A 19,954-nucleotide genomic window follows, 5' to 3' on the forward strand; every position below is an offset into this window, starting at 1 on the left:
TTAGCGTTATTGGTAAAGCGACCAACGTTGAGTTTGAATATACTCGATGGTTTGGCGTAATAATTTATCCGTTGGGCGATCTTCTTCTAATAGTTCAAAGAAGCTGGCAACGTCATCGATCATAGCGGCGATCTCTGGGTTCAGTGAGTCTGCATCTATTTCATTATTTAAAATACGGATGCGCACACCTTGTACTGCAGCAAGTAAAGTCGCAGCTAAAACTTGCTCAGTCAGTTGTAAAATACGTAAGCAATCACGCGCAGCTATGGTTCCCATACTCACTTTATCTTGATTATGGCACTCTGTTGAACGAGAAAATACACTCGCAGGCATGGTTAACTTTAACGCCTCAGCAGTCCAAGCAGAGCAGCCAATTTGAATTGCTTTAAAGCCATGGTTTATAAAACGACGTTCACTTGAAGCCGCGCTTAAGTTAGACGGTAAACCGTGGTTCATTTTAACATCAACTAAGGTGGCGATTTGGCGATCAGCCAAGTCTGCTAAGTTAGCCACGCAGTTTTTCATTGAATCCATTGCCATGGCGATATGGCCGCCATAAAAGTGGCCACCATGTAGCACATGCTCACCGACACCATCAATAATCGGATTATCATTGGCACTATTAAGTTCATTTTCAATCATGTTTCTCAGCCACGGTAGGCTGTCTTCTAACACACCAATAACATGAGGTGCACAACGGATTGAATAACGATCTTGTAGACGATGTGAATTACGCGGATGTTCAACATGATTTAAATCAGTTTGAATGCGCTTTGCCACATTTTGCTGCCCCGGATGCGGTTTAACACTGAATAAAATATCATCAAAGTGATTGCTATTACCCTTCAGTGCAATACTTGCAAGAGCAGTAATTCGCGTCATCAAACGGCTTGCGTATTCACTGCGATCATAAGCCTGACACGCAAGCGCTGTCATCACCGCTGTGCCGTTCATTATTGCTAAGCCTTCTTTCGGGCGTAAGGTAATAGGCTCGAGGCCTTCTTCTTTAAAGGCCGCTAATGAGTTAACAACTTGATCTTTATAATAGGTGTCTCGTTCACCAATTAAGCTTCCTGCTACGTACGAAAGCGGCGTTAAATCACCACTAGCACCCACTGAACCTTCTTGTGGGATAACAGGAATAATATCACGGTTGATCATTTCTACGAGTAGTTTTAGTAAATCCCAACTAACACCTGAATAGCCTTGTGATAATGATGCTAAACGGCTAGCTAAAATCAATTTACCTTGTTCAGGCGTAAAAAAATCCCCCAAGCCACAACCGTGGAAGCGCGTAAGGTGCATAGGTAACTCATTTACTAATGCTAATGGAATTTCTACCGTACACGAGTCACCATAGCCAGTAGTTACACCATAGATATGGCCTTCTTCAGCTAAAAGCTTATCTAAAAAGGCAACGGCTGAATCAATTTTTTCAGCAAACTGGCTATCACCAGATAGCGCTACGGTACGATCTTCTTTTACAACACTAATAATGTCTTCAATCGTTAAACGGCCTGCGCCAAATAAAAGGTGTGTTGATTTATTGTTTTCCATTTACTACTGTCTCCAGATATTTAGCTAGGCTTTGAATCTTTGTCGCTGGCTTTTTGCCAAAAATTAAAAAAATTGTACCATTGATAAGGCGCTTTTTTACAATAAAACTCAAGACGCTCAGCAAACTTAGTTGCCATTGCTTGAAAATGCGCTTGGCGCTCTTTACGTTTTACTTTAATAGGATCTGCAAACTTCTCAATATAGGTTCTATAGCGGCCGTGTTCATTAATGCAAAACATCAAAAACACTGGGCATTCCATAATGTTTGCCAGTGCGAACGGACCAACAGCAAAAGGCGCCTCTTCCCCTAAAAACGGTGCTTGATGCACACTTGTTGGGTTATTGACCGAGGTTCTATCAGCAAAGATGACCACCGCTTCACCATCATCAATTTTTTGTTTTAGTTTAATCGTGTCATCAGGACCGAAGTTATTAATATGAATAAAATTAATGGCCGCTTCTTGGTTTACTTTCTTTAAGAAATTATTAAATGACGGGGTATGCTCATTATAAGTGATCACATTAAGTGGACGCTTATTATCACCCATACTAAAAATTGCGCGGCATATTTCCATATTGCCTAAATGAGCACTAAAGATGACCGCCCCTTTCGCTTGCACTAACGCTTGATAACCGTCAGGGGTCGCTATTTCGATATCTTTAATATTTACTTTACCAAGCCACGCATCAAACTTATCGAGTATCGCCATACCAAATGAAAAATATAATTTAAAACCTTGTTTAAAGCGCGCTAAGCCAACTCGCTTTTGCTCGCCCATACTGGTGTTTAAATTGTCTAAGTAATGCCAAATCGCATGTCGTGATAAACGCCCGGTAATATAAAAGTAAAACATCACTGGCGTTAATACGACCTTAAATAGCCATTTGCCAAATACTTTATAAATAAACACTAACACTTCGATACCAAACATCGAGCCACGCTCTTTTAATTGTGACCAATGAAAAGTACTGTCGTTATGAGGTTGCTGTGGTTTGTTGTTGTCTGACACTGTGTTTATTACTTCCTATTTAAATTTTTTCGCGATGAGCCGAGGTAAACGCAGCAACATACCAAAAAATAAACGCGTATGCATTTTTGATATCAAAACGTTATCTTCCCATACATTAAAGTGAGAAACACCATTTTCTGGGTACAATACTTTAGTTTTAATGAACTCAACGGGTATGCCCTGCCAATAAAGCTTTACCATGACCTCTATATCAAAATCCATCTTATTGCCTAAGCGCGTATTATTTATTAACTGCGCATAAGCAGCTAATGGATACACCCGAAAGCCACACATAGTGTCTTTAATTTTGAAAGAAAGCGTTTCAATATAGACCCAAAAATGAGTGATAAAGCGACCGTAATAACGCCCTTTAGATATTGATTCATCGTAAACAGGCTGACCACTTATCAACGCTGTAGGAGCAAACTTAGAGCGGGCGATTAGTTGCTCTACATCATTCAAATCGTGCTGACCATCGGCATCAACTTGAATCGCATGACTCCACCCTGCTTGATGAGCATGGGCTAACCCTGTTTGTACTGCGGCGCCTTTACCACCGTTTTTCGTTCTACGAACAAGCGTAACTAGAGCAAACTCTCGTTCAACATCCTCTAACACTGTTTGAGTTTGTTGGTTACTACCATCGTCGACCAAAATAATAGGTAAATTAAAACTAACTAAATCTGCAATGGTATTGCGAATAACTAAATGATGATTGTAATTTGGGATCACAAATCCGTATTGGCTGCTCATGACCAGTTCGCCTTAATCATCTGCAAGTACCACTTTGCCAGAGGCATGCTGACCATGTGTGGAACTGTAACTAAAGCTAAATTTATTTGCTTTGATTTTTTTTAAAAGCAGATCAACCTCATACTTAGGCTGTACAATAATTTGAAACTTCAGGGCATCAATCGACATCGTTTTAGTGCTATCGACCGCCATAAACTCTGTTAAATAATGCATCACCCAGTCAAGCTGCGCTACACCGGGTAAAATAGGTGCCTGCGGAAAATGGCCTTGGAAATAATAGAGATTTTCAGGAATTGTTAACTTTAGCAAAACATGTTCTTCACTTTGCTCAATCAGCTGACAATCCGGTTTATATACAAAATCAGTCAAACAACTTCTCCACCTGCGCTTTATTCAGTTTACCCTGCGAGTTATATGGTAACTCAGTTAAATAACGATATTTTCTAGGTATCACTAAGGGTTCGAAAAATGCTTTTAAATGTGTTTTTAATGCTTGAGAAAACTTAAATTTGCCAAGCTGCTCTAATGCCTGCTCACCAACCTCTGTTAATACTAGTACAGCGGCAATTTCATCTCGCTTACCCGTACTTGAATCATGTTGCAGTAATAAAACATAACTATCTAGAACCCAATCAGATTGATTAACTTTGACACTTATTTCATCGAGTGAACAACGTTTTTCTTCTATTTTGACAATACGGTCAGCGCGACCTAATAAATTAAACTGATTATTTGTCAATAACTGTACCCGGTCATCAGTTTGATACCACTGCCCATTATCAACATAAGGAGATGAAATAATAAGTCGCTGACAATCATCGAGTTTAAGCTTAATTGTTGAAAAAGCCTGCCAATGATCATGGGCGTTTTGTTTACGCCAAGCAATGCCACCCGTTTCTGTACTGCCTAACACTTCTATTGGCGCATCACCAAGTTGACAAGCCAACTGTCTTGCCGCGGCGGTTTTTAGTGGCCCACCTGATGAGAATAAACAACGTAGTTTGTGCTTTATAGCGACAAGCACATTATCTTGTACTAATCGATGATAATAAGCAGGGCTGCTAATCACCACAAAGTCATGGCTATCATTTTGTAGATTTATAAAGTGCAGTAAATGCTCTGGGTAGTCAAAGCTATTAAAACAGACATCGCGGCCAGTATACAGTGGCCACAAAACCTTAAACAATAAACCATAAATATGCTGATGCGACACAGTCGCAACCATTATGGTTTGTTGCATTTGTTCAGAAAATTGCTGTTCAAGCTCTTTAACTTCAATCAATAACTGGGAAAAGGTTTTATCAATTGCTTTTGGCACACCACTTGAGCCAGAGGTAAAGAATCGGATCGCGGCGTTTTCATCAACCTCAATGACTGTATTTACCGCTTGCTCAATACCAATGTGTATATTAAAAGCCACTTCTGCGTAGGTGTTATCGGCTACGCCAGTAAACGCCTCAGCTTGCGCTAAGCACTGTGCAAGTTGCTCTGGTTGGCCATTTTGTGGCAATACAATAGACTTGTTTGCGGCTAATAATGCAAAAAATAAAACACTAAACTGGTAACTGTCAGCATCAAATAATAACCATGTTTGTTCATCACGCGCAGCAAATAGACTGGCATGAGCATGTACTTGCTGTTGCCAAATATCAAAGCCATGATTTTGACAATAAAAGTAGGTCTTGTTAGTCGGCCATTTCATTTGATTTATTTTTTGCCTTTTGAAACTTTCTTATTATAAATTCTACAGCCATTAATGTCCCCATTAACAAATAGGAAATTAAACCATTATAGGTTAGCCAAACCACTGGATCTGGATGAAAAATCGTTGCTGTCGCAATTAATCCATTAATGATAAAAAATGCACACCATATTTTTGTTACTGTACGAGTGTAACGCTTGCCGTGCTGGTCAAGCGTTTCAAATTTACTGGCAATCATTTCAACAAAACTAGGTGGTTTATAAAGTGAATACGCAAATACAGCTAAAAAGCAGCTACTTATTACCACTGGGTAAAACTTAAGTGCCAATTCAGAGTTAGCAAAAGTCGCAAAACCTAATAAAGCTATACCACTAATAGTTATTATTTTCATGTGTGCAAAATTAACTATACTGCTTTTCGTTAACCAGTATCGCGCTAAAATTACTAAAATAAAGAGTGCAGCAATTAACGCAGGCTCGCTAAACTGCAAGCCAAAATACACGGCTAGCGGATATAAAAAAAGTAACCCAACTAGCACGGCTTTGTTCATTAAGCGTCTGCTGTCATTAGTTTTTCAACAGCATCAATGACGTCTTGCACTGTACGCACTTGTTTAAAGTCATTTGGCTCGATTTTTTTACCAGTTTGCTCACGTAATTTAACAACCAAGTCAACCGCATCAATGCTGTCTAAATCAAGGTCTTCATATAAATTCGCGCTGCGGGTAATATCTTCTGCATCTATTTCAAAATCCTGCTCTAGGATTTCGCTTAGCATTGCAAAAATTTTATCGCCATTATTCATGTTTTCATTACTCATAGTTACTTCCAAACAATGCAGAGTGACTGCCGTTTATTATGCCCGTGTTGAGGCAATAAAATCACACAAGGTTTTAACCGAGTAAAAATGCTTTTTACTGTCGTCGGTATTACCATCAATTTTTACGTCATAAGCTTTTTTAATCGCAACACCTAATTCAAGTGCATCAATAGAATCAAGGCCTAAACCATCGACGAATAACGCTTCATCATCATTGATATCTGATGCTTCGATATCTTCTAGGTCAAGAGTTTCAATGATTAGTTGTTTTACTTCAGTGCTTAAATCACTCATGTTTTAATTTTTCCTCGTTAAAATAAGCTTGTAAGTCGCGTGTAAGTTGTCTAACAGTGTTCGTTACATGATCACCTTGTAAATAAGGTTTTATCTCATAAATCGGTAGCACGCGCATTTTAAAGGTAAAGCGACGATCTGTCACTTGATACCACTTTTGTCCCTTGGTCAGCGTGACCGGTGATACATCTATCAAAATTGGCAGCATATCAACTTCAGTACGAAGGGCTATATTTGCTACACCTCGTTTAAATTTCCATGGCTGACCGGGGACACTTCGTGTGCCCTCAGGGAATACAATCAAGTTATTACCACGGGCAAAACTTTGCTGACACTGATTTAAAAAATATTCAGGATCAGCATCATTGTTAATATAGCCCGTAGCCTTTACCACACCTTTTAAAAATGGATTTTTCCAAAGGTCTGCTTTGACGACACAATCGGCATTTCTGACTATAGAAATTAGTACCACCACATCAATTAAAGAAGGGTGATTAGCGATAATTAGCTGCCCTTTCGCATTTTTTATTGTATCTAATTTATCAAGATCAATTCGTAAAATACCAACGAGGCGCATATAACCGACAAAGAATTTAAACGAATAATGCACCGCTGTGCGCGCGGCTTGATTTCGTTGGTTTATATCAGCATAAAGTAAGCGTTGAATCGAAAACACCAAAACCGATAAAACCAAGCCTCCACCGCTAAATAAGGCAAACGCACTACCCGTTGCTATTACGCGGTATAGTTTTATGAATGCGGCTTTCATACGTGGCTTAACTGCCATTGATAGCGTTTTGAATCAAGCACTAACTGTTGATTGTTTGAATAATAAAAACGCAAAAACGCCAATGCCTGTAATTGCGATGACTCAGCACTGTTAGGTGTGTCATGGCTGGTAAACTCTAAATTAACGCATGCTTGCGATGTACTTTTCTCTATTAATAAAGCCACAGCGACGTTATCAGGGTTTTGTTGTACGTAAGGTTGGTATTGCTCAGGTACGGCTAAATCGCTATATACATATAAAATACGATCATAATTGTAAGCATGTAATTTTGAGACCGCATCAACCAAACCCATAAAAAAACTATCTTCGCCCGCCGACACTGCCGATAAAGGCGCTTTATTACCAGTAAATATGCTAAATAAACCACCTACAGCATTATGAACAGATAAGCCAAAGTGGGTTGGAGACAAAGCCTCTTTATTTGCCACATCAGCAATTAATTTGCTTGTTTTATGTAAATCACCGTGACGAGACGAAAATACGCTGGGTACTGTTTGTTCATAGGATTCACTGGCAGCAAGTGCGCAGTGCAGCGTTAATTTAGCAAATGGACTAAGACGTCTGCGCTGCATAGCAGGCATTTGTTTTAATTCAGGAAGTGTTAACGTTTCAGTGTTTAAACTGCCATTATTAGCAAACGTATACCAATCCTCGACGCTGGTTTTACCGTCGCCCCAAGCTATGCATTTTTTTATAGCAAATTTCAACGTAACAATCCTTATTACAAAGGTGATGACAAAAAGAGGCTAGATTCTACAGTTGTGCATGTTCTGATTCAAGGGAAACCCACTAATCTTTATCACGTTCGCTGGAAAAATCCGCGTTTTCTATAATTTTAACTGAACATTGCCGTGTTTTGTCATCTTCTTGCCACACTACTAAGATAGCAATATCAATGATCCCACTTTGAATATCAGCCTGAGCTAACAGTTGGTTTTTTTTCATGCCTAACTTATCCGAGCCGATAAATAGATTAGGTCCAGTAATCGAGTATGCACTGGCAAGGTAGTAATTAGCGGCATTGCCCACACTCGCAACAAAGCTAAGCGGCTTAATGGCCTCACGGTTGTGCACATCAAGCAACATAGATTGCATTAAATCACTAGAAAAATAATCAGCGCAACTGTACAAGCCAATCCGCGAGGTTAAATCAACGTCCTGTTTTGCCCTAAAAACGGCCAATAAGGCAATCAGCGTAAATGCATCCATTCTACGAACTGTTAAACCTGTCTCTTGCTTTATTTGCTGGCGTAGTACTTTTATATCCAGGGATTTATCTAAACTGACTAATGAGTTTGCAAGTACGTTCATCATCTAAGCCTTATGCCTTTGCATCACTAACGCTGCGTTATTGCCACCAAAACCAAAGTAATTAAGTAGTACAGTGTTCACCTGTGTAAAGTCTGGCTTTAAATAAAACGGCCACATTAATTCTTTGCTATCATGAGCATAACTTGCCACTGTGTAATTTTGTTGTTGCTGACATTGCTGGTACAGGGCTATTTCAATAACACCACACGCTCCCAAGGTATGACCTGTAAAAGGCTTGAAAGCGATTAAAGGTGGTTGATGCTGGTTAAAAACCCTTGTTAAGGCATTGCACTCTGCTTCATCGTTACCAAGCGTTGCTGTGCCATGAATCTTTACAACATCAATATCGTCAGCGCTAATACCGGCATAGCAAAGCGCATCGGTGATCACTTGCGCAATATGGGTGCCGTCTTCTTGCGTCATTGTCAAACTGTAAGTATCACACGCAGAAGCACCACCTAATAACTTAAACTGACACTGCTCAGCTGCGTTTGCAGATAAATACAATGCAGCAAGGCCTTCTCCTAACACCAGACCGGAGCGCCCTTTAGCAAATGCAGCTAAACCAGATTGACTAATCAAATCTAGCGACTTAAATCCTTCGACTGTTAAAGGATTATAAAACTCACAGCCAATGACTAACGCATTGTCTATTTTACCTTGTGCAATTAAGCGTGTTGCGTATAAACATGCATTAGCGCTAGCGGTACAGGCCGTACTAAAAGTAAATTCTAAGTCATTGAGTCCATAACGCTGAACTAAAGCACGATTTATTTTGTTGGTAGTAGAGAGCCAAAGTTCACCACTGGCACCAATATCAACTGCACTGATATCTAATGATGTTGAACCTAAAAACAAAGATGTCGTTTTAAGATCTTCAGCAGTTAATGAAAGTTTTGCAAACAGCGGTAATAGCAATTGATCAAAGTAAGCTAAAATGTCGCCAAACGGACTATTGTCTATTTCATCTCTAAATGATTTAAACGCCACTATTTCACTTTCATTAGTCACCACGCTATTGCTTGTTTCAGTGCCTAGCGCTGCACACATAACTTCACTGGCATTTAAATAGACACTGCGTAAAGTCATTATTTAGCGCGCTCACTAACAATAAAATCAACAATAGTATCAATAGACTGCAAATGTTTACGGGTTTCTTTCGAGCCCTCAACTTTAATACCAAAATGCTGCTTTAGTACTAAAGATAACTGTAACGCATCTAATGAGTCTAAATTTATGCGTGACTTACTGCCAAATAAAGGCTCTGAGTCAATAATATCTTCAGGGGCAAAATCATCCTCTTTGTCACATTCGGTTATAATCAGCTGCTTTAATTGTAGTTTTAGCTCGGCTAATTCCATGTCAAATTCCTCATTTTTTTATTAAATATCCATAGAGCGGCACTAAAGCATGACAATGAAAAACCCCAAAGTAATACGCTATAATGCCAAAAACTGTGTGTCATTGTCTCGCCCATAATCAGCCTTAAAATTTGTGCTGACCAATACATAGGCGAACCATTTGCCAGAGCGGCAAGATTGCTTGGCATGATCTCAAGCGGCACCATAAAGCCACTCAATGCCGCTAGGATGATATTCACTCCTCCCCCAATAACAATAGCTTGCTCATAGCTTGATACTAAACTGGCTAAAAATAATGCAAATGAAATAGCCGCAACACTCAAAGTGATTAACGCAATCACAGACAAGCTAAAGCTATTTAGTGATAGTAGCGGCAAATCTAAACAATAAGGGATCACCACGCAGCCTATTAACGCTAATAACACGTTTTGCACTAAACTCACGAGTGTATAGGCGCATGCTTTATTATAAAAGTAACGCGCCATGCTAATCGGGTAGGTTTTTAACCGTACTAAGGTGCCATTATTTCGCTCGTTTATAAAAGTTAAAGAGACTGGTAACACAATAAAATACACGCCAAACACCCACCATGCAGGAATACTATTTAATGCTGGGTTGTGTAGTGCTTTTGCTGGCGTATCAATAAGTAAATAATTGACATCAGATGCTGTTATTACTGCGTTTATTTGCTCATCAATAACGGCATCGGCGTCTAAATCACCGGTTTCGAGCATATATAAATAAAGTTTCAGTTGGGCTAAACACGCTTTAACTTTTTCTCGCAGTAATAAACGTGTTTGTGGTGCAAGATCATCACTTATAATAAGTTGTAACTGGCTTGTACCTTGTCGCATAAGGATTTGTTGATCAAACTGCGGGTTGATAATCAACTGACTGACTTGCTCGGTTCTGTTTTTATTAGCGCTAATGGTAAACCCTTGTGCTTGCAGTAACTTAGTAATAACCAAGCTGTGTTGGCTATTATTTTCACCCGCCACTGACAGTATCAAGTTCTGCTGTATACTTTGTTGTGACTGACTACTTGCCATGGTCATAATCACCATGAACACGATAGGCATAAGTAATAATACAGCTAAACTGTGTAAATCATTAGCAATTAAGCGCGCTTCTTTTTTCAGTGTGTGAATTAACATGCCTGCTCCGAAAACAACGCCCGATAAAGCTGCTCAATTTGGTTATCAGAAAAATTAACAGACTTTATTTCATCACTGAGCTGACTTAAAGCGCTAAAAAGACTGCCAAGTAGCTTGGTGTCTGAAATAGTCAACTGATAGTGAGCCTCACTAATTACTGTTAATTGCTCTGTAAATAACGCTAACTGCGCCTGAGATAAACGGTTTTTAGTAGTAAAGTTAAGCGTGAGTTGAGCACTGTTAATAGCTTGGTTGGCGACAATTTTACCGTTTTTTATAAACACTACATCGTCACATAATTGCGTCACTTCATACAATAAGTGTGAGGTGTAAACCAAGGTTTTCCCTTGTTTTTTTAAATCCTGCAACAAACTAATAATGGCATCACGAGAGAGCGGATCGATACCTACAGTCGGCTCATCTAAAAATATAATATCAGGTTGTTTGCTCAGTGCGATCGCGATATTTAAACGCCGTTTATAGCCACCTGAAAGTGTACTTGCACGTTTATTCGAAACCGCTTGTAAATTGCAGGCTGCAATTGCTGATTCAATATACTGCGCATGTAGACGACTATTTTTTTCACTTATTGAAACAAAAAAAGCAATATTATCATACACAGTTAGCTCTTCATAAAAGGCAAAATCTTGTGGTACTAAAGCCACTTTTTTTGTTATTGCCTGTTTTAGGCTTAGCTGTTGATAATACGGATACTCTATCCGTCCAGCATCAGGGGCTAACAAGCCAGTCATTAACGAAATTAATGTCGATTTACCTGCGCCATTTGGGCCTAAAATAGCGGTGCATGTACCTTGTTTTAGCTGCAATGAAACAGCATCAACCGTCAACCGTTCAGCCCTTTTGTAAGCAAAGCTAAGTTGTTGTAGCTCGAGCATGATAGGAGCTATTTTTGCCATAAGGTATCCTGCGCCATGATTACTGTCCTTGTTGTTATTTTAATTATAAACGTTGCGCAAGGTGAAACGCCTCACCAATAGCCCGTTGTAAATCTAGTTTTTCGGCTTTTAATGCACCACCAATATAGCTTACAGGAATAGAGAGTTCATCTAGCTGCTGATGATTGCAAGGTAATACGGATTCTTGCCCACTACAAATCACAACATGGTCAACTGCCAGGATCCGCTCTCTTTTTCGTACGCTGATATGTAACCCTTGTTGATCAATTTTAGTGTAATTTACCGCAGCTAACATCTTAACACCTTGATGTTTTAAATGTTCACGGTGGATCCAACCTGTGGTTTTTCCCAAGTCAGCCCCATGCTTTCGTAGTTTTCGCTGTAATAAGTACACTTTAGGTGCTGTATCAGCACTATCGACTTTCGGTTGTTTATTTATTACACCACCCGGTGAATTCACCGTTAAATCAATGCCCCACTGATTCGAAAAATCCTGCGCAGATTGTTGCACACTGTGCCCAGATTGAGTCCCAGTAATAAAACTTGCAACATCAAAGCCTATGCCACCAGAGCCGACAATCGCCACATTGCCTTTAATTGGTACACTGCCATCTAACACTGCTTGATAGCCGACCACTTTCGGGTCGTCAATTCCCACAATATCCGGTTTAAAGCCCTTCACCCCAGTAGCAACAACACAATGGTCATACTTAGCCAAGGTTGCAGTATCCGCTTGTGTATTCATGCAAACTTTAACATTAAGGCTCGATAAACGATTTTTAAAATACCGTAATGTTTCTTTAAACTCTTCTTTACCCGGAATATTTGCCGCTAATAAAAGTTGCCCACCCAGCTGGTTGCTTTGTTCAAACAAGCTCACTTTATGGCCTCGCTCAGCAGCATAAATTGCGCAGGCCATGCCCGCAGCCCCACCGCCGATAATAGCTATCTGTTTACTTTGTGTAGCTTTAACTGTCGGCATTAAGGTTTCATTACATGCGCGAGGATTAACGATACATGAAGCGGGTAAATTAACAAAAATATTATCGAGGCAAGCTTGATTACACGCTATACAGGTATTGATCTGTGCACTTTGGTTGTTATGTGCTTTGGCAACAAATTGGCTGTCAGCTAAAAATGGCCGCGCCATGGAAATAAAGTCAGCGTGTTCGTCCGCTAATAATTGCTCTGCGACTTCCGGGGTATTGATACGATTACTGGTGATCACCGGCACCGAAACCGCCACCTTTAAACGTTGGCTCAATGACGTAAATAGCGCCCTAGGAACACTGGTTACAATGGTAGGCACACGTGACTCATGCCAGCCTATGCCTGAGTTAAGCATATCGACTCCAGCATCATCAAGCGCATGTGCAAGCTGTAATACCTCAGCAAAAGTGCTGCCATCTGCAACTAAATCCAGTAATGACAACCTAAATACTAATAAAAATTCAGGGCCTACGGCTTGGCGAACCTGTTTTACAATTTCAATCGCAAAACGGATACGATTTTCATAACACCCGCCCCACTCATCAATACGCTTATTGGTCGCTTTAACAATAAACTGGTTAATTAAATAACCTTCTGAGCCCATGATCTCAACGCCATCATAGCCTGCTTGTTTAGCGAGTTTTGCGCATTGCGCAAAATCATTAATTTGTTTTTCAATTTCAGTGGCGGTTAATTCTTTGGGCGTGTAAGGACTGATCGGTGCCTGAATGGCCGAAGGCGCGACTTGCTGAGGCTGATAACCATAACGACCGGCGTGGAGTATTTGCATGCATATTTTGGTACCGTGTTGTTTTACGGCATCTGTTATGAGCTTATGCTGTGCCACCCCAGTTTGGCAATCAAGTACACTTCTATTCGGTGCCAGTATGCCTTCGGGGTTCGGTGAAATCCCCCCTGTGATTATTAAACCGACCCCACCCTGCGCACGCTCACCGTAAAAAGCAGCAAGGCGAGTGAAGCCATCTGGTAGCTCTTCTAAATTTGTATGCATAGACCCCATTACCACGCGGTTTTTCAGCGTAGTAAAAGCTAAATGATAAGGGGTAAATAATCGACTGAATGACATACAAACTACACAACTGTGGTACAAAACCGCGCTAGAGTAGCAAGCTTTAATAATGACTGCAAAAATTACCCACTAATTTTCTTCTCAGCATATTAAACAGTGCATTTTATAGGCAAAATTAAAAATGAGGGCTTGTTGAATAGCTAAACCGGCATTATGATAAAACTCAATTAACGGATAAAAACGTTTGTACCCTCTGTTTTTATTAATTTTATTTTACTCTACCAACAAGGAATGGTTATGTTTTCATTCAAGCCTTTATTGGTTGGCTTAACATTAGCAACCTTATCAAGCTCAGCATTTGCCCTTACAACAATAGAGCAGCGCGATTATGATCGTTTAGTTTCTGGTGATTTAACCGAAGTAAAAAAAGCCGCACAATCAATAGTCGCTAATAATACCAACAATGCTCAAGTGTTAGATGTACTAGCCGAATTTGTCGCACAAAACTATTTACATGCACCGGATTATCAACTCGATACCATTGCATGGGCGTGTCGCGCACTAGGTGAAACAGGTAACCCACGTTACCGAGAGTTACTCACTAGCATTGTAAACAGTGATGCTCATAAAAAAGTTCGTAAATACGCGAAACGCTCACTAAAAAGCTTACCCTCTACTGATGCGAGCCAATACGTTGTTGGTAGTATTGATTTAAAGAGCATTCAAAAAGCGCCTGCTACAAACGGTTCATCATTAACTGGTGATGATAAAGCAATGTTTGATATTGCTTCAGGAAATTTAATTGAAATCAAAATGCTCGCGCAAAAATACACCACAAGTGGTATTCCTTCGCAACAAGTTGGCGACACCCTGGCTGAATATTTTGCCCAAAACTACAAAACGGGGCAACAACATCAATACGATACACTCGCATGGGTATGTAAAGGCTTAGCAACAGATAAAAACGGTCGCTATAAAGCCTTAATTGAAGATGCCGAAGAAAATAGCCCTATTCGCGCAGTGCGCAAGCATTGTCCTGACGAAATAGAAGGCAAAGGCCCCTACTATCAGGCAGGTACGGTTGACCTAGTCAAAGTCGAAAAACAACTACAATAATACGGGGTCTGTAGACGTTATAAGCTCAACAAACCTTAATAACAACGCCGCATTTTAGCGGCGTTTTTTATTATTAACCTTGATGCGAATATCGCTATCTTGGTTAAGTTCAAAGACAGTATCTTCTGGGGATGGCTGGCCAAACATCAAATTAGGGTTATTTGAAAAACCAACTGGCTCTTTGGGTATCGAGCTGGCAGCTAAATCTAGCTCACCATTGCCATTTAAATCCTGAAAAAAGCGTACACAATAGCTACCTGCTTGCAGTGAAGTTGACTGCTCAAGTGAGCTGGCTGAAACGGCTACTTGTTGGGTGAGTAAATTAGGTAACTTTTCCCAACTCAAGGCCACATTGCTGCAATCAAGAATTTGATAATGCACCGTGCCAGTGACCTGTTTAAATTTTGCTAACGATAGCTTAAGTGTGTGCAGCTCCCCCGCGACACTTTGGCTCATCATTAAGCATAAGACTAATAATCCAATGAATTTTTTCATGCCCTATACGCTCCTTTCTATGGCTTGAGTACCTATATCTAGGTATAATAGCGGACTTTTAGGAAGTTACAAAAGGTTAAAGGATGCGTAAAGTCCTCGTTATTCACTATTCGCAAACGGGTCAACTCACTCAAATAGCAGACTCTATAGTCGCACCGATTAAAGCTGGTGACGATATAGTTGTCGACTACCTTAATTTAAAACCGAGTCAGCCTTTTCCTTTCCCTTGGCCGTTTTTAACCTTTTTTCATATTTTTCCTGAATGCGTAAAAATGACTCCACAACCAATGGAGCTCATAGAGCCTGAGCATGATGACTACGATTTGGTAATTTTAACTTACCAAGTATGGTTTTTATCGCCTTCGTTACCTATATCTTCGTTTATGCAGTCTGAACAAGCGATTAAGCTGCTCAACAATAAACCTGTTATTACCGTAATTGGTTGTCGCGGTATGTGGCTAAGCGCGCAAGAGAAAATGAAACAACTACTGAGTAATGTAAACGCTAAGCTCATTGATAATGTGGTACTAAGCGATGAATGCGGCACCGGTTTTAGCTTTTTAGCCACACCACTTTGGATGTTTTCAGGAAAAAAGAAATCAGTATCTTGGGTGCCAGCGGCGGGTGTAGCAGAGCACGAAATAACCGCAGCAAGTCGTTTTGGTGTTGCTATCAAAAAAGCCTTATTAGCCTTAGAGCCTAAGCAAATATTAGAGCAACCCGTGCTTAAAGGATTAGGCGCAGTCAAGGTGAACGAAAAGTTTATAGCCAGCGAACGTGTAGGCCAGCATAGCTTTAGAATATGGAGTAAAATTTTAACTACACTTGGCCCGATGCATTCAACGCGCCGAAGTTGTGGGCTATTGATCTATGTGTTATTTTTGCTGACCTTAATCATTACTGTTGTGCCAATAACAGCAATAATAAAAAAATTAATTGCCCCCTTAACTAGAAAAAGAATAGCCAAGCAAAAAGCCTATTTTGCTGAGCCATCTGGAGAGTAACCGTCCGTTATGGAAAATGCTGTATATATAAATAACTTACACGCTGTCTTACCCAATAGTCCTGTAAGCAATAAAGAAATGGAAGTCGTTTTAGGTGAGGTTGGCGGACAACGGTCCCGCGCAAAACCCGTTATATTACGAAGCAACCAAATAAAAACCAGATACTACGCCATTGACCCACAAACCGGTGAATACAATTACACCAATGCGTCATTGGCTGCGGATGCAGTTCGTGGTTTGTTTAATCAGCAAGGCACACAACTTGAACAGCTCGATTGCTTAGTTGCCAGTACCTCAATGGCCGATCAAATTATGCCTAATCACGGTGTGATGGTTCATGGCGAGCTTAAAAATCCGAGTCTTGAGGTGGTCTCAACCGCTGGTATTTGTTTATGCGGTATCACCGCACTTAAATACGCATACTTAAATGTAAAAGCAGGTGAAAGCCAGCACAGCGCAGTGGTAGCCAGTGAGCTTGCCTCAAATGTCATGCATTCGCGTAATTTTAACGCTGAGAGCGAACATAAAGTTGCAATGCTAAACCAAAAGCCTGAAATCGCCTTTGAAAAAGATTTTTTACGTTGGATGCTTTCAGACGGTGCCGGTGCAGCATTATTAAGTAACAAAGCCAACGAACACGGCTTATCTTTGCGTATCGACTGGATTGATGTCACTTCGTATGCTGATCAACTTGAAGCCTGTATGTATGCCGGCGCTGAAAAAATTGACGGTGAGCTTAAAAGCTGGACACGTTTTGATTCACAAGAGCGTGAACAACACTCTATTTTATCAGTAAAACAAGACGTAAAACTGTTAAATGAAAATATTGTAAAATACACCGTAGAAGACGCGCTGAGAAAAATAGTTCAAAAGCGAGGCATTAAAGCCTGTGATTATGACTTTTTCCTGCCGCATTATTCTTCGGGTTATTTTCGTGAGCGTTTATTCGATGGGCTTTGCAATATAGACTTCCAAATTCCGTACGACAAATGGTTCACAAATTTAACGCAAAAAGGCAATACTGGCTCTGCGTCGATCTTTATTATGCTTGATGAACTGTTTAAATCAGGTCAATTAACTGATGGACAAACACTATTGTGTTATGTACCAGAAAGCGGCCGTTTTTCTAGTGCTTTTATGCAGTTAACCGTTATTAACAAATAATGTGAGTCGCCTGTGAAAAAACACGATGTGCCCCAAGACAACAGTAAAACCTATCAAGGCCAAAATAAACTTGTTTACGCCGTGGATGAGAGCGGCCATTATGAAGGCGTAAAATCATCGGGTTGGGAAGTAGAAAGTTTTGCCACCCAACTGGCTGTTGACGATTTAAACGAGCAAACCAACGAAGCCCTAGCACAAGCGCAACGTGGTGAAGTGTCGCCATTAGCTTATCATATGTTAGCTAGACGCTTCGATATTCCCACACTCGCTGGCGCCAGTGGTTTTTTTCAATGGCAAATTAAACGTCATTTACGCCCTGCGGTGTTTGCAAAATTGTCTGATAAAAAACTTAATCGCTACTGCGACACCTTAAAAATTAGCCGCGAAGCATTGCTGACTTTGCCCTCACAATAGATACTTTCATGCCTGATATTATTTTACCAATAAACCACCAGCAATCTTCGCATTGTGAAACTGGCGTAGTGGCTACGCTATTGCAAAGTAAAGGCATAGACATGAGCGAGCCAATGGCATTTGGGCTTGCATCGGCGCTTACTTTTGCTTATTTACCTTTTGTTAAAATTAGTGGTATGCCATTAATCGCCTACCGCATGCCACCAAAAACCATCATCAAAAAGGTATGTAAAAAGTTAAATATAGAATTAGAAAGCCGCAAGTTTTCAACTCCAGAAGCCGGTATGCAAGCACTTGATGACGAGCTTGAAAAAGGCAATTTAGTGGGCCTACAAAGCTCAGTTTATTGGTTACCCTACTTCCCTGAGGATATGCGCTTTCACTTTAATGCCCATAATTTGGTGGTGTATGGTAAAACCGAGCAAGGTGATTACTTGATCAGCGATCCGGTTTTTGAGAACCCTGTTACTTGCGCATACGATGATTTAAAAAATGCCCGCTTTGCCAAAGGTGCATTGGCTGCAAAAGGCTTAATGTATGTGATTCGCTCAGCGCCAAGCCAATGTGACTTAGCCCCAGCAATAAAGCCTGCAATCAAAAAAACCGCTAAGATGATGAATGGTCTAGTGTTACCTTACTTTGGCCTGAAAGGCATTCGCCACATGGCAAAACAAATACGTCAACTTGATAAAAAGCCAGCAAAATACACACGTTTATATTTAGCGCACATCGTACGAATGCAAGAGGAAATTGGCACCGGTGGCGCTGGCTTTAGATTTATGTACGCCAGCTTTTTAACACAAGCCAGCGAGCTGACAAACACTCCAGCATTAAAAGAATGTGCAGAGCATACAACACAGGTAGGTGATTTATGGCGCGAGTTTGCCATGTTAGCAGTCAAATACTGTAAAAAACGCAGCGACGTCACCCTGCATGATATAGCAGCGAAATTAGAGCAAGTTGCTGAGCAAGAAGCAAAGTTAAGTAAATTATTACAAAATGCCCTTCTCTAACGAGACCACTTATCTAGCTATAATTATGAATTTTTAGCTAGGTATTACCCGTTCTATAGAGAGTTAAAGTAATTTGACTTGAAAAAAGCTGTGCACTTAACAAGTGCAACAGCTTTTAACAACCAGAATAGATTTATAGGGCGGTTTCAAGTTGCGGTAATACCTCGAATAAATCAGCCACTAGACCATAATCAGCAACTTGAAAAATTGGCGCATCTGGATCTTTATTTATTGCGACAATGACTTTGGAGTCTTTCATACCAGCTAGATGCTGGATCGCACCACTTATACCAACTGCTATATACAAGTTAGGTGCGACAATTTTACCCGTTTGCCCTACTTGCATGTCGTTCGGTACAAAACCGGCATCAACAGCAGCACGTGATGCACCAATTGCGGCACCTAGCTTATCGGCAATGCCATTTAGGAGCGCAAAGTTTTCACCATTTTGCATACCACGGCCGCCAGAAATAACCACCTCTGCGGCTGTTAACTCTGGACGTTCAGACTCAGTTTGTTCAACACTTACAAAGCTACTTGATTGATTATCAATAGCACTATCTATAGTTGAAACTGTTACAGCAGCTTGTTCTGTTTGTAAATCAAAGCTACTTGCTCGCACTGTGATTACTTTTTTACTATCAAGTGATTTTACTGTTGCGATTGCATTGCCTGCATAAATCGGACGCTTAAACGTGTCTGCATCCACGATATCGATAATTTCTGAAATTTGAGCAACATCTAATAAAGCTGCAACCCGGGGCATAAAGTTTTTACCCGTGGTTGTTGCACTTGCAACGATGTGCGAATAAGCTTCCGCAAGTGATATAACCAGCTCGGCGGTATTTTCTGCTAATTGATGGGCATAAACTGAATGATCAGCTACTAGTACCTTGCTTACACCATCGATTGACGCAACTTGAGTAGCCATTTCATTGATATTTTCACCAACAACTAGCACATCGATTGAATTGCCTAACTTCACTGCCGCATTAATTGTTTTAGAAGTTTCTGGTTTTAAAATACCATTATCATGATCGGCTATTACTAATGTTTTCAT

At 40.4% G+C, this 19,954-nt stretch carries 23 protein-coding genes; 5 read left to right on the forward strand and 18 right to left on the reverse strand.

What is annotated here, in order from left to right:
* Nucleotides 1–6: 6 nt before the first annotated feature.
* From hutH to B5G52_RS08145, 16 genes are all read right to left on the reverse strand, one after another.
* Entirely contained in the window at nt 7–1,557 is a 1,551-nt protein-coding gene (gene hutH / locus B5G52_RS08070) for a histidine ammonia-lyase (RefSeq protein WP_087532145.1), read from the reverse strand.
* A gap of 20 nt (nt 1,558–1,577) precedes the next feature.
* Nucleotides 1,578–2,567, reverse strand: a complete 990-nt coding sequence (locus B5G52_RS08075; protein WP_087532146.1) for a family 2 glycosyl transferase — start codon at nt 2,565–2,567, stop codon at nt 1,578–1,580.
* Between the two features lie 15 nt (nt 2,568–2,582).
* A complete protein-coding gene (locus B5G52_RS08080; protein ID WP_087532147.1) occupies nt 2,583–3,320 on the reverse strand; it encodes a glycosyltransferase family 2 protein in 738 nt (245 codons plus the stop codon).
* Between the two features lie 12 nt (nt 3,321–3,332).
* Entirely contained in the window at nt 3,333–3,689 is a 357-nt protein-coding gene (locus B5G52_RS08085; protein WP_087532148.1) for an acyl-CoA synthetase, read from the reverse strand.
* Nucleotides 3,682–5,022, reverse strand: a complete 1,341-nt coding sequence (locus B5G52_RS08090; protein ID WP_087532149.1) for an AMP-binding protein — start codon at nt 5,020–5,022, stop codon at nt 3,682–3,684. Before B5G52_RS08090 ends, B5G52_RS08085 begins: the two co-directional genes overlap by 8 nt.
* A complete protein-coding gene (locus tag B5G52_RS08095; protein ID WP_087532150.1) occupies nt 5,006–5,572 on the reverse strand; it encodes a hypothetical protein in 567 nt (188 codons plus the stop codon). Before B5G52_RS08095 ends, B5G52_RS08090 begins: the two co-directional genes overlap by 17 nt.
* Nucleotides 5,572–5,826, reverse strand: coding sequence for an acyl carrier protein (locus tag B5G52_RS08100; RefSeq protein WP_087532315.1), 255 nt, complete (start codon nt 5,824–5,826; stop codon nt 5,572–5,574). The genes B5G52_RS08095 and B5G52_RS08100 overlap by 1 nt, the downstream gene beginning before the upstream one ends.
* Before the next feature lie 51 nt (nt 5,827–5,877).
* Nucleotides 5,878–6,135, reverse strand: a complete 258-nt coding sequence (locus tag B5G52_RS08105) for a phosphopantetheine-binding protein (RefSeq protein WP_087532151.1) — start codon at nt 6,133–6,135, stop codon at nt 5,878–5,880.
* Complete coding sequence (locus tag B5G52_RS08110; protein WP_087532152.1) at nt 6,128–6,922, reverse strand: 1-acyl-sn-glycerol-3-phosphate acyltransferase; 795 nt, start codon at nt 6,920–6,922, stop codon at nt 6,128–6,130. Before B5G52_RS08110 ends, B5G52_RS08105 begins: the two co-directional genes overlap by 8 nt.
* Nucleotides 6,901–7,632, reverse strand: coding sequence for a beta-ketoacyl synthase chain length factor (locus B5G52_RS08115; RefSeq protein ID WP_176372527.1), 732 nt, complete (start codon nt 7,630–7,632; stop codon nt 6,901–6,903). Before B5G52_RS08115 ends, B5G52_RS08110 begins: the two co-directional genes overlap by 22 nt.
* 82 nt (nt 7,633–7,714) lie before the next feature.
* Nucleotides 7,715–8,239, reverse strand: a complete 525-nt coding sequence (locus B5G52_RS08120) for a hypothetical protein (RefSeq protein ID WP_087532154.1) — start codon at nt 8,237–8,239, stop codon at nt 7,715–7,717.
* Entirely contained in the window at nt 8,240–9,325 is a 1,086-nt protein-coding gene (locus B5G52_RS08125) for a beta-ketoacyl synthase N-terminal-like domain-containing protein (RefSeq protein ID WP_087532155.1), read from the reverse strand.
* Nucleotides 9,325–9,597 (reverse strand): acyl carrier protein, encoded by a 273-nt coding sequence (locus tag B5G52_RS08130; RefSeq protein WP_087532156.1) that lies wholly within the window; start codon nt 9,595–9,597, stop codon nt 9,325–9,327. The genes B5G52_RS08125 and B5G52_RS08130 overlap by 1 nt, the downstream gene beginning before the upstream one ends.
* Complete coding sequence (locus tag B5G52_RS08135; RefSeq protein ID WP_087532157.1) at nt 9,588–10,751, reverse strand: ABC transporter permease; 1,164 nt, start codon at nt 10,749–10,751, stop codon at nt 9,588–9,590. The genes B5G52_RS08130 and B5G52_RS08135 overlap by 10 nt, the downstream gene beginning before the upstream one ends.
* On the reverse strand, nt 10,745–11,668 hold the full coding sequence (locus B5G52_RS08140) for an ABC transporter ATP-binding protein (RefSeq protein WP_087532158.1): 924 nt from the start codon (nt 11,666–11,668) through the stop codon (nt 10,745–10,747). Before B5G52_RS08140 ends, B5G52_RS08135 begins: the two co-directional genes overlap by 7 nt.
* Before the next feature lie 43 nt (nt 11,669–11,711).
* On the reverse strand, nt 11,712–13,745 hold the full coding sequence (locus B5G52_RS08145) for an FAD-dependent oxidoreductase (protein ID WP_087532159.1): 2,034 nt from the start codon (nt 13,743–13,745) through the stop codon (nt 11,712–11,714).
* A gap of 240 nt (nt 13,746–13,985) precedes the next feature.
* Here B5G52_RS08145 and B5G52_RS08150 point away from each other — a divergent pair, with 240 nt between their 5' ends.
* On the forward strand, nt 13,986–14,804 hold the full coding sequence (locus tag B5G52_RS08150) for a HEAT repeat domain-containing protein (protein WP_087532160.1): 819 nt from the start codon (nt 13,986–13,988) through the stop codon (nt 14,802–14,804).
* A 54-nt stretch (nt 14,805–14,858) separates the two neighbouring features.
* On the opposite strand, the gene B5G52_RS08155 is transcribed toward B5G52_RS08150, so the two are convergent.
* Entirely contained in the window at nt 14,859–15,299 is a 441-nt protein-coding gene (locus B5G52_RS08155; RefSeq protein WP_087532161.1) for a DUF2141 domain-containing protein, read from the reverse strand.
* Between the two features lie 83 nt (nt 15,300–15,382).
* Between B5G52_RS08155 and B5G52_RS08160 the strand changes: the two genes are divergently transcribed.
* From B5G52_RS08160 to B5G52_RS08175, 4 genes are read left to right on the forward strand one after another with little or no spacing between them, the layout of a single operon-like run.
* Nucleotides 15,383–16,303: a hypothetical protein gene (locus tag B5G52_RS08160; RefSeq protein ID WP_087532162.1), complete on the forward strand. Its 921-nt coding sequence runs from the start codon at nt 15,383–15,385 to the stop codon at nt 16,301–16,303.
* A 9-nt stretch (nt 16,304–16,312) separates the two neighbouring features.
* Nucleotides 16,313–17,467, forward strand: a complete 1,155-nt coding sequence (locus tag B5G52_RS08165) for a beta-ketoacyl-ACP synthase III (RefSeq protein ID WP_087532163.1) — start codon at nt 16,313–16,315, stop codon at nt 17,465–17,467.
* Between the two features lie 12 nt (nt 17,468–17,479).
* The gene (locus B5G52_RS08170; RefSeq protein ID WP_087532164.1) at nt 17,480–17,881 is read left to right on the forward strand and encodes a hypothetical protein; all 402 of its coding nucleotides are present in this window, start codon (nt 17,480–17,482) and stop codon (nt 17,879–17,881) included.
* Between the two features lie 8 nt (nt 17,882–17,889).
* The gene (locus tag B5G52_RS08175; RefSeq protein WP_087532165.1) at nt 17,890–18,894 is read left to right on the forward strand and encodes a BtrH N-terminal domain-containing protein; all 1,005 of its coding nucleotides are present in this window, start codon (nt 17,890–17,892) and stop codon (nt 18,892–18,894) included.
* Between the two features lie 133 nt (nt 18,895–19,027).
* Here the strand turns inward: B5G52_RS08175 and B5G52_RS08180 are convergent, their stop codons facing one another.
* Nucleotides 19,028–19,954 carry an electron transfer flavoprotein subunit alpha/FixB family protein gene (locus B5G52_RS08180; protein ID WP_087532166.1) on the reverse strand — a complete coding sequence of 309 codons (927 nt, stop codon included), beginning with the start codon at nt 19,952–19,954 and terminating at the stop codon, nt 19,028–19,030.

This window comes from Pseudoalteromonas sp. A601, from assembly GCF_002165575.1.
In the GTDB taxonomy this organism is placed as follows: Bacteria; Pseudomonadota; Gammaproteobacteria; order Enterobacterales; family Alteromonadaceae; genus Pseudoalteromonas.

What these genes read in the sequence shown, in the direction of transcription:
- B5G52_RS08165 (WP_087532163.1), top strand. Translation starts at nt 16,313, where the DNA reads ATGGAAAATGCTGTATATATAAATAACTTACACGCTGTCTTACCCAAT.
- B5G52_RS08140 (WP_087532158.1), bottom strand. Translation starts at nt 11,668, where the DNA reads ATGGCAAAAATAGCTCCTATCATGCTCGAGCTACAACAACTTAGCTTT.
- B5G52_RS08125 (WP_087532155.1), bottom strand. Translation starts at nt 9,325, where the DNA reads ATGACTTTACGCAGTGTCTATTTAAATGCCAGTGAAGTTATGTGTGCA.
- B5G52_RS08150 (WP_087532160.1), top strand. Translation starts at nt 13,986, where the DNA reads ATGTTTTCATTCAAGCCTTTATTGGTTGGCTTAACATTAGCAACCTTA.
- B5G52_RS08155 (WP_087532161.1), bottom strand. Translation starts at nt 15,299, where the DNA reads ATGAAAAAATTCATTGGATTATTAGTCTTATGCTTAATGATGAGCCAA.
- B5G52_RS08090 (WP_087532149.1), bottom strand. Translation starts at nt 5,022, where the DNA reads ATGAAATGGCCGACTAACAAGACCTACTTTTATTGTCAAAATCATGGC.
- B5G52_RS08145 (WP_087532159.1), bottom strand. Translation starts at nt 13,745, where the DNA reads ATGTCATTCAGTCGATTATTTACCCCTTATCATTTAGCTTTTACTACG.
- B5G52_RS08180 (WP_087532166.1), bottom strand. Translation starts at nt 19,954, where the DNA reads ATGAAAACATTAGTAATAGCCGATCATGATAATGGTATTTTAAAACCA.
- B5G52_RS08080 (WP_087532147.1), bottom strand. Translation starts at nt 3,320, where the DNA reads ATGAGCAGCCAATACGGATTTGTGATCCCAAATTACAATCATCATTTA.
- B5G52_RS08095 (WP_087532150.1), bottom strand. Translation starts at nt 5,572, where the DNA reads ATGAACAAAGCCGTGCTAGTTGGGTTACTTTTTTTATATCCGCTAGCC.
- B5G52_RS08110 (WP_087532152.1), bottom strand. Translation starts at nt 6,922, where the DNA reads ATGGCAGTTAAGCCACGTATGAAAGCCGCATTCATAAAACTATACCGC.
- hutH (WP_087532145.1), bottom strand. Translation starts at nt 1,557, where the DNA reads ATGGAAAACAATAAATCAACACACCTTTTATTTGGCGCAGGCCGTTTA.
- B5G52_RS08120 (WP_087532154.1), bottom strand. Translation starts at nt 8,239, where the DNA reads ATGATGAACGTACTTGCAAACTCATTAGTCAGTTTAGATAAATCCCTG.
- B5G52_RS08130 (WP_087532156.1), bottom strand. Translation starts at nt 9,597, where the DNA reads ATGGAATTAGCCGAGCTAAAACTACAATTAAAGCAGCTGATTATAACC.
- B5G52_RS08160 (WP_087532162.1), top strand. Translation starts at nt 15,383, where the DNA reads ATGCGTAAAGTCCTCGTTATTCACTATTCGCAAACGGGTCAACTCACT.
- B5G52_RS08105 (WP_087532151.1), bottom strand. Translation starts at nt 6,135, where the DNA reads ATGAGTGATTTAAGCACTGAAGTAAAACAACTAATCATTGAAACTCTT.
- B5G52_RS08135 (WP_087532157.1), bottom strand. Translation starts at nt 10,751, where the DNA reads ATGTTAATTCACACACTGAAAAAAGAAGCGCGCTTAATTGCTAATGAT.
- B5G52_RS08100 (WP_087532315.1), bottom strand. Translation starts at nt 5,826, where the DNA reads ATGAATAATGGCGATAAAATTTTTGCAATGCTAAGCGAAATCCTAGAG.
- B5G52_RS08175 (WP_087532165.1), top strand. Translation starts at nt 17,890, where the DNA reads ATGCCTGATATTATTTTACCAATAAACCACCAGCAATCTTCGCATTGT.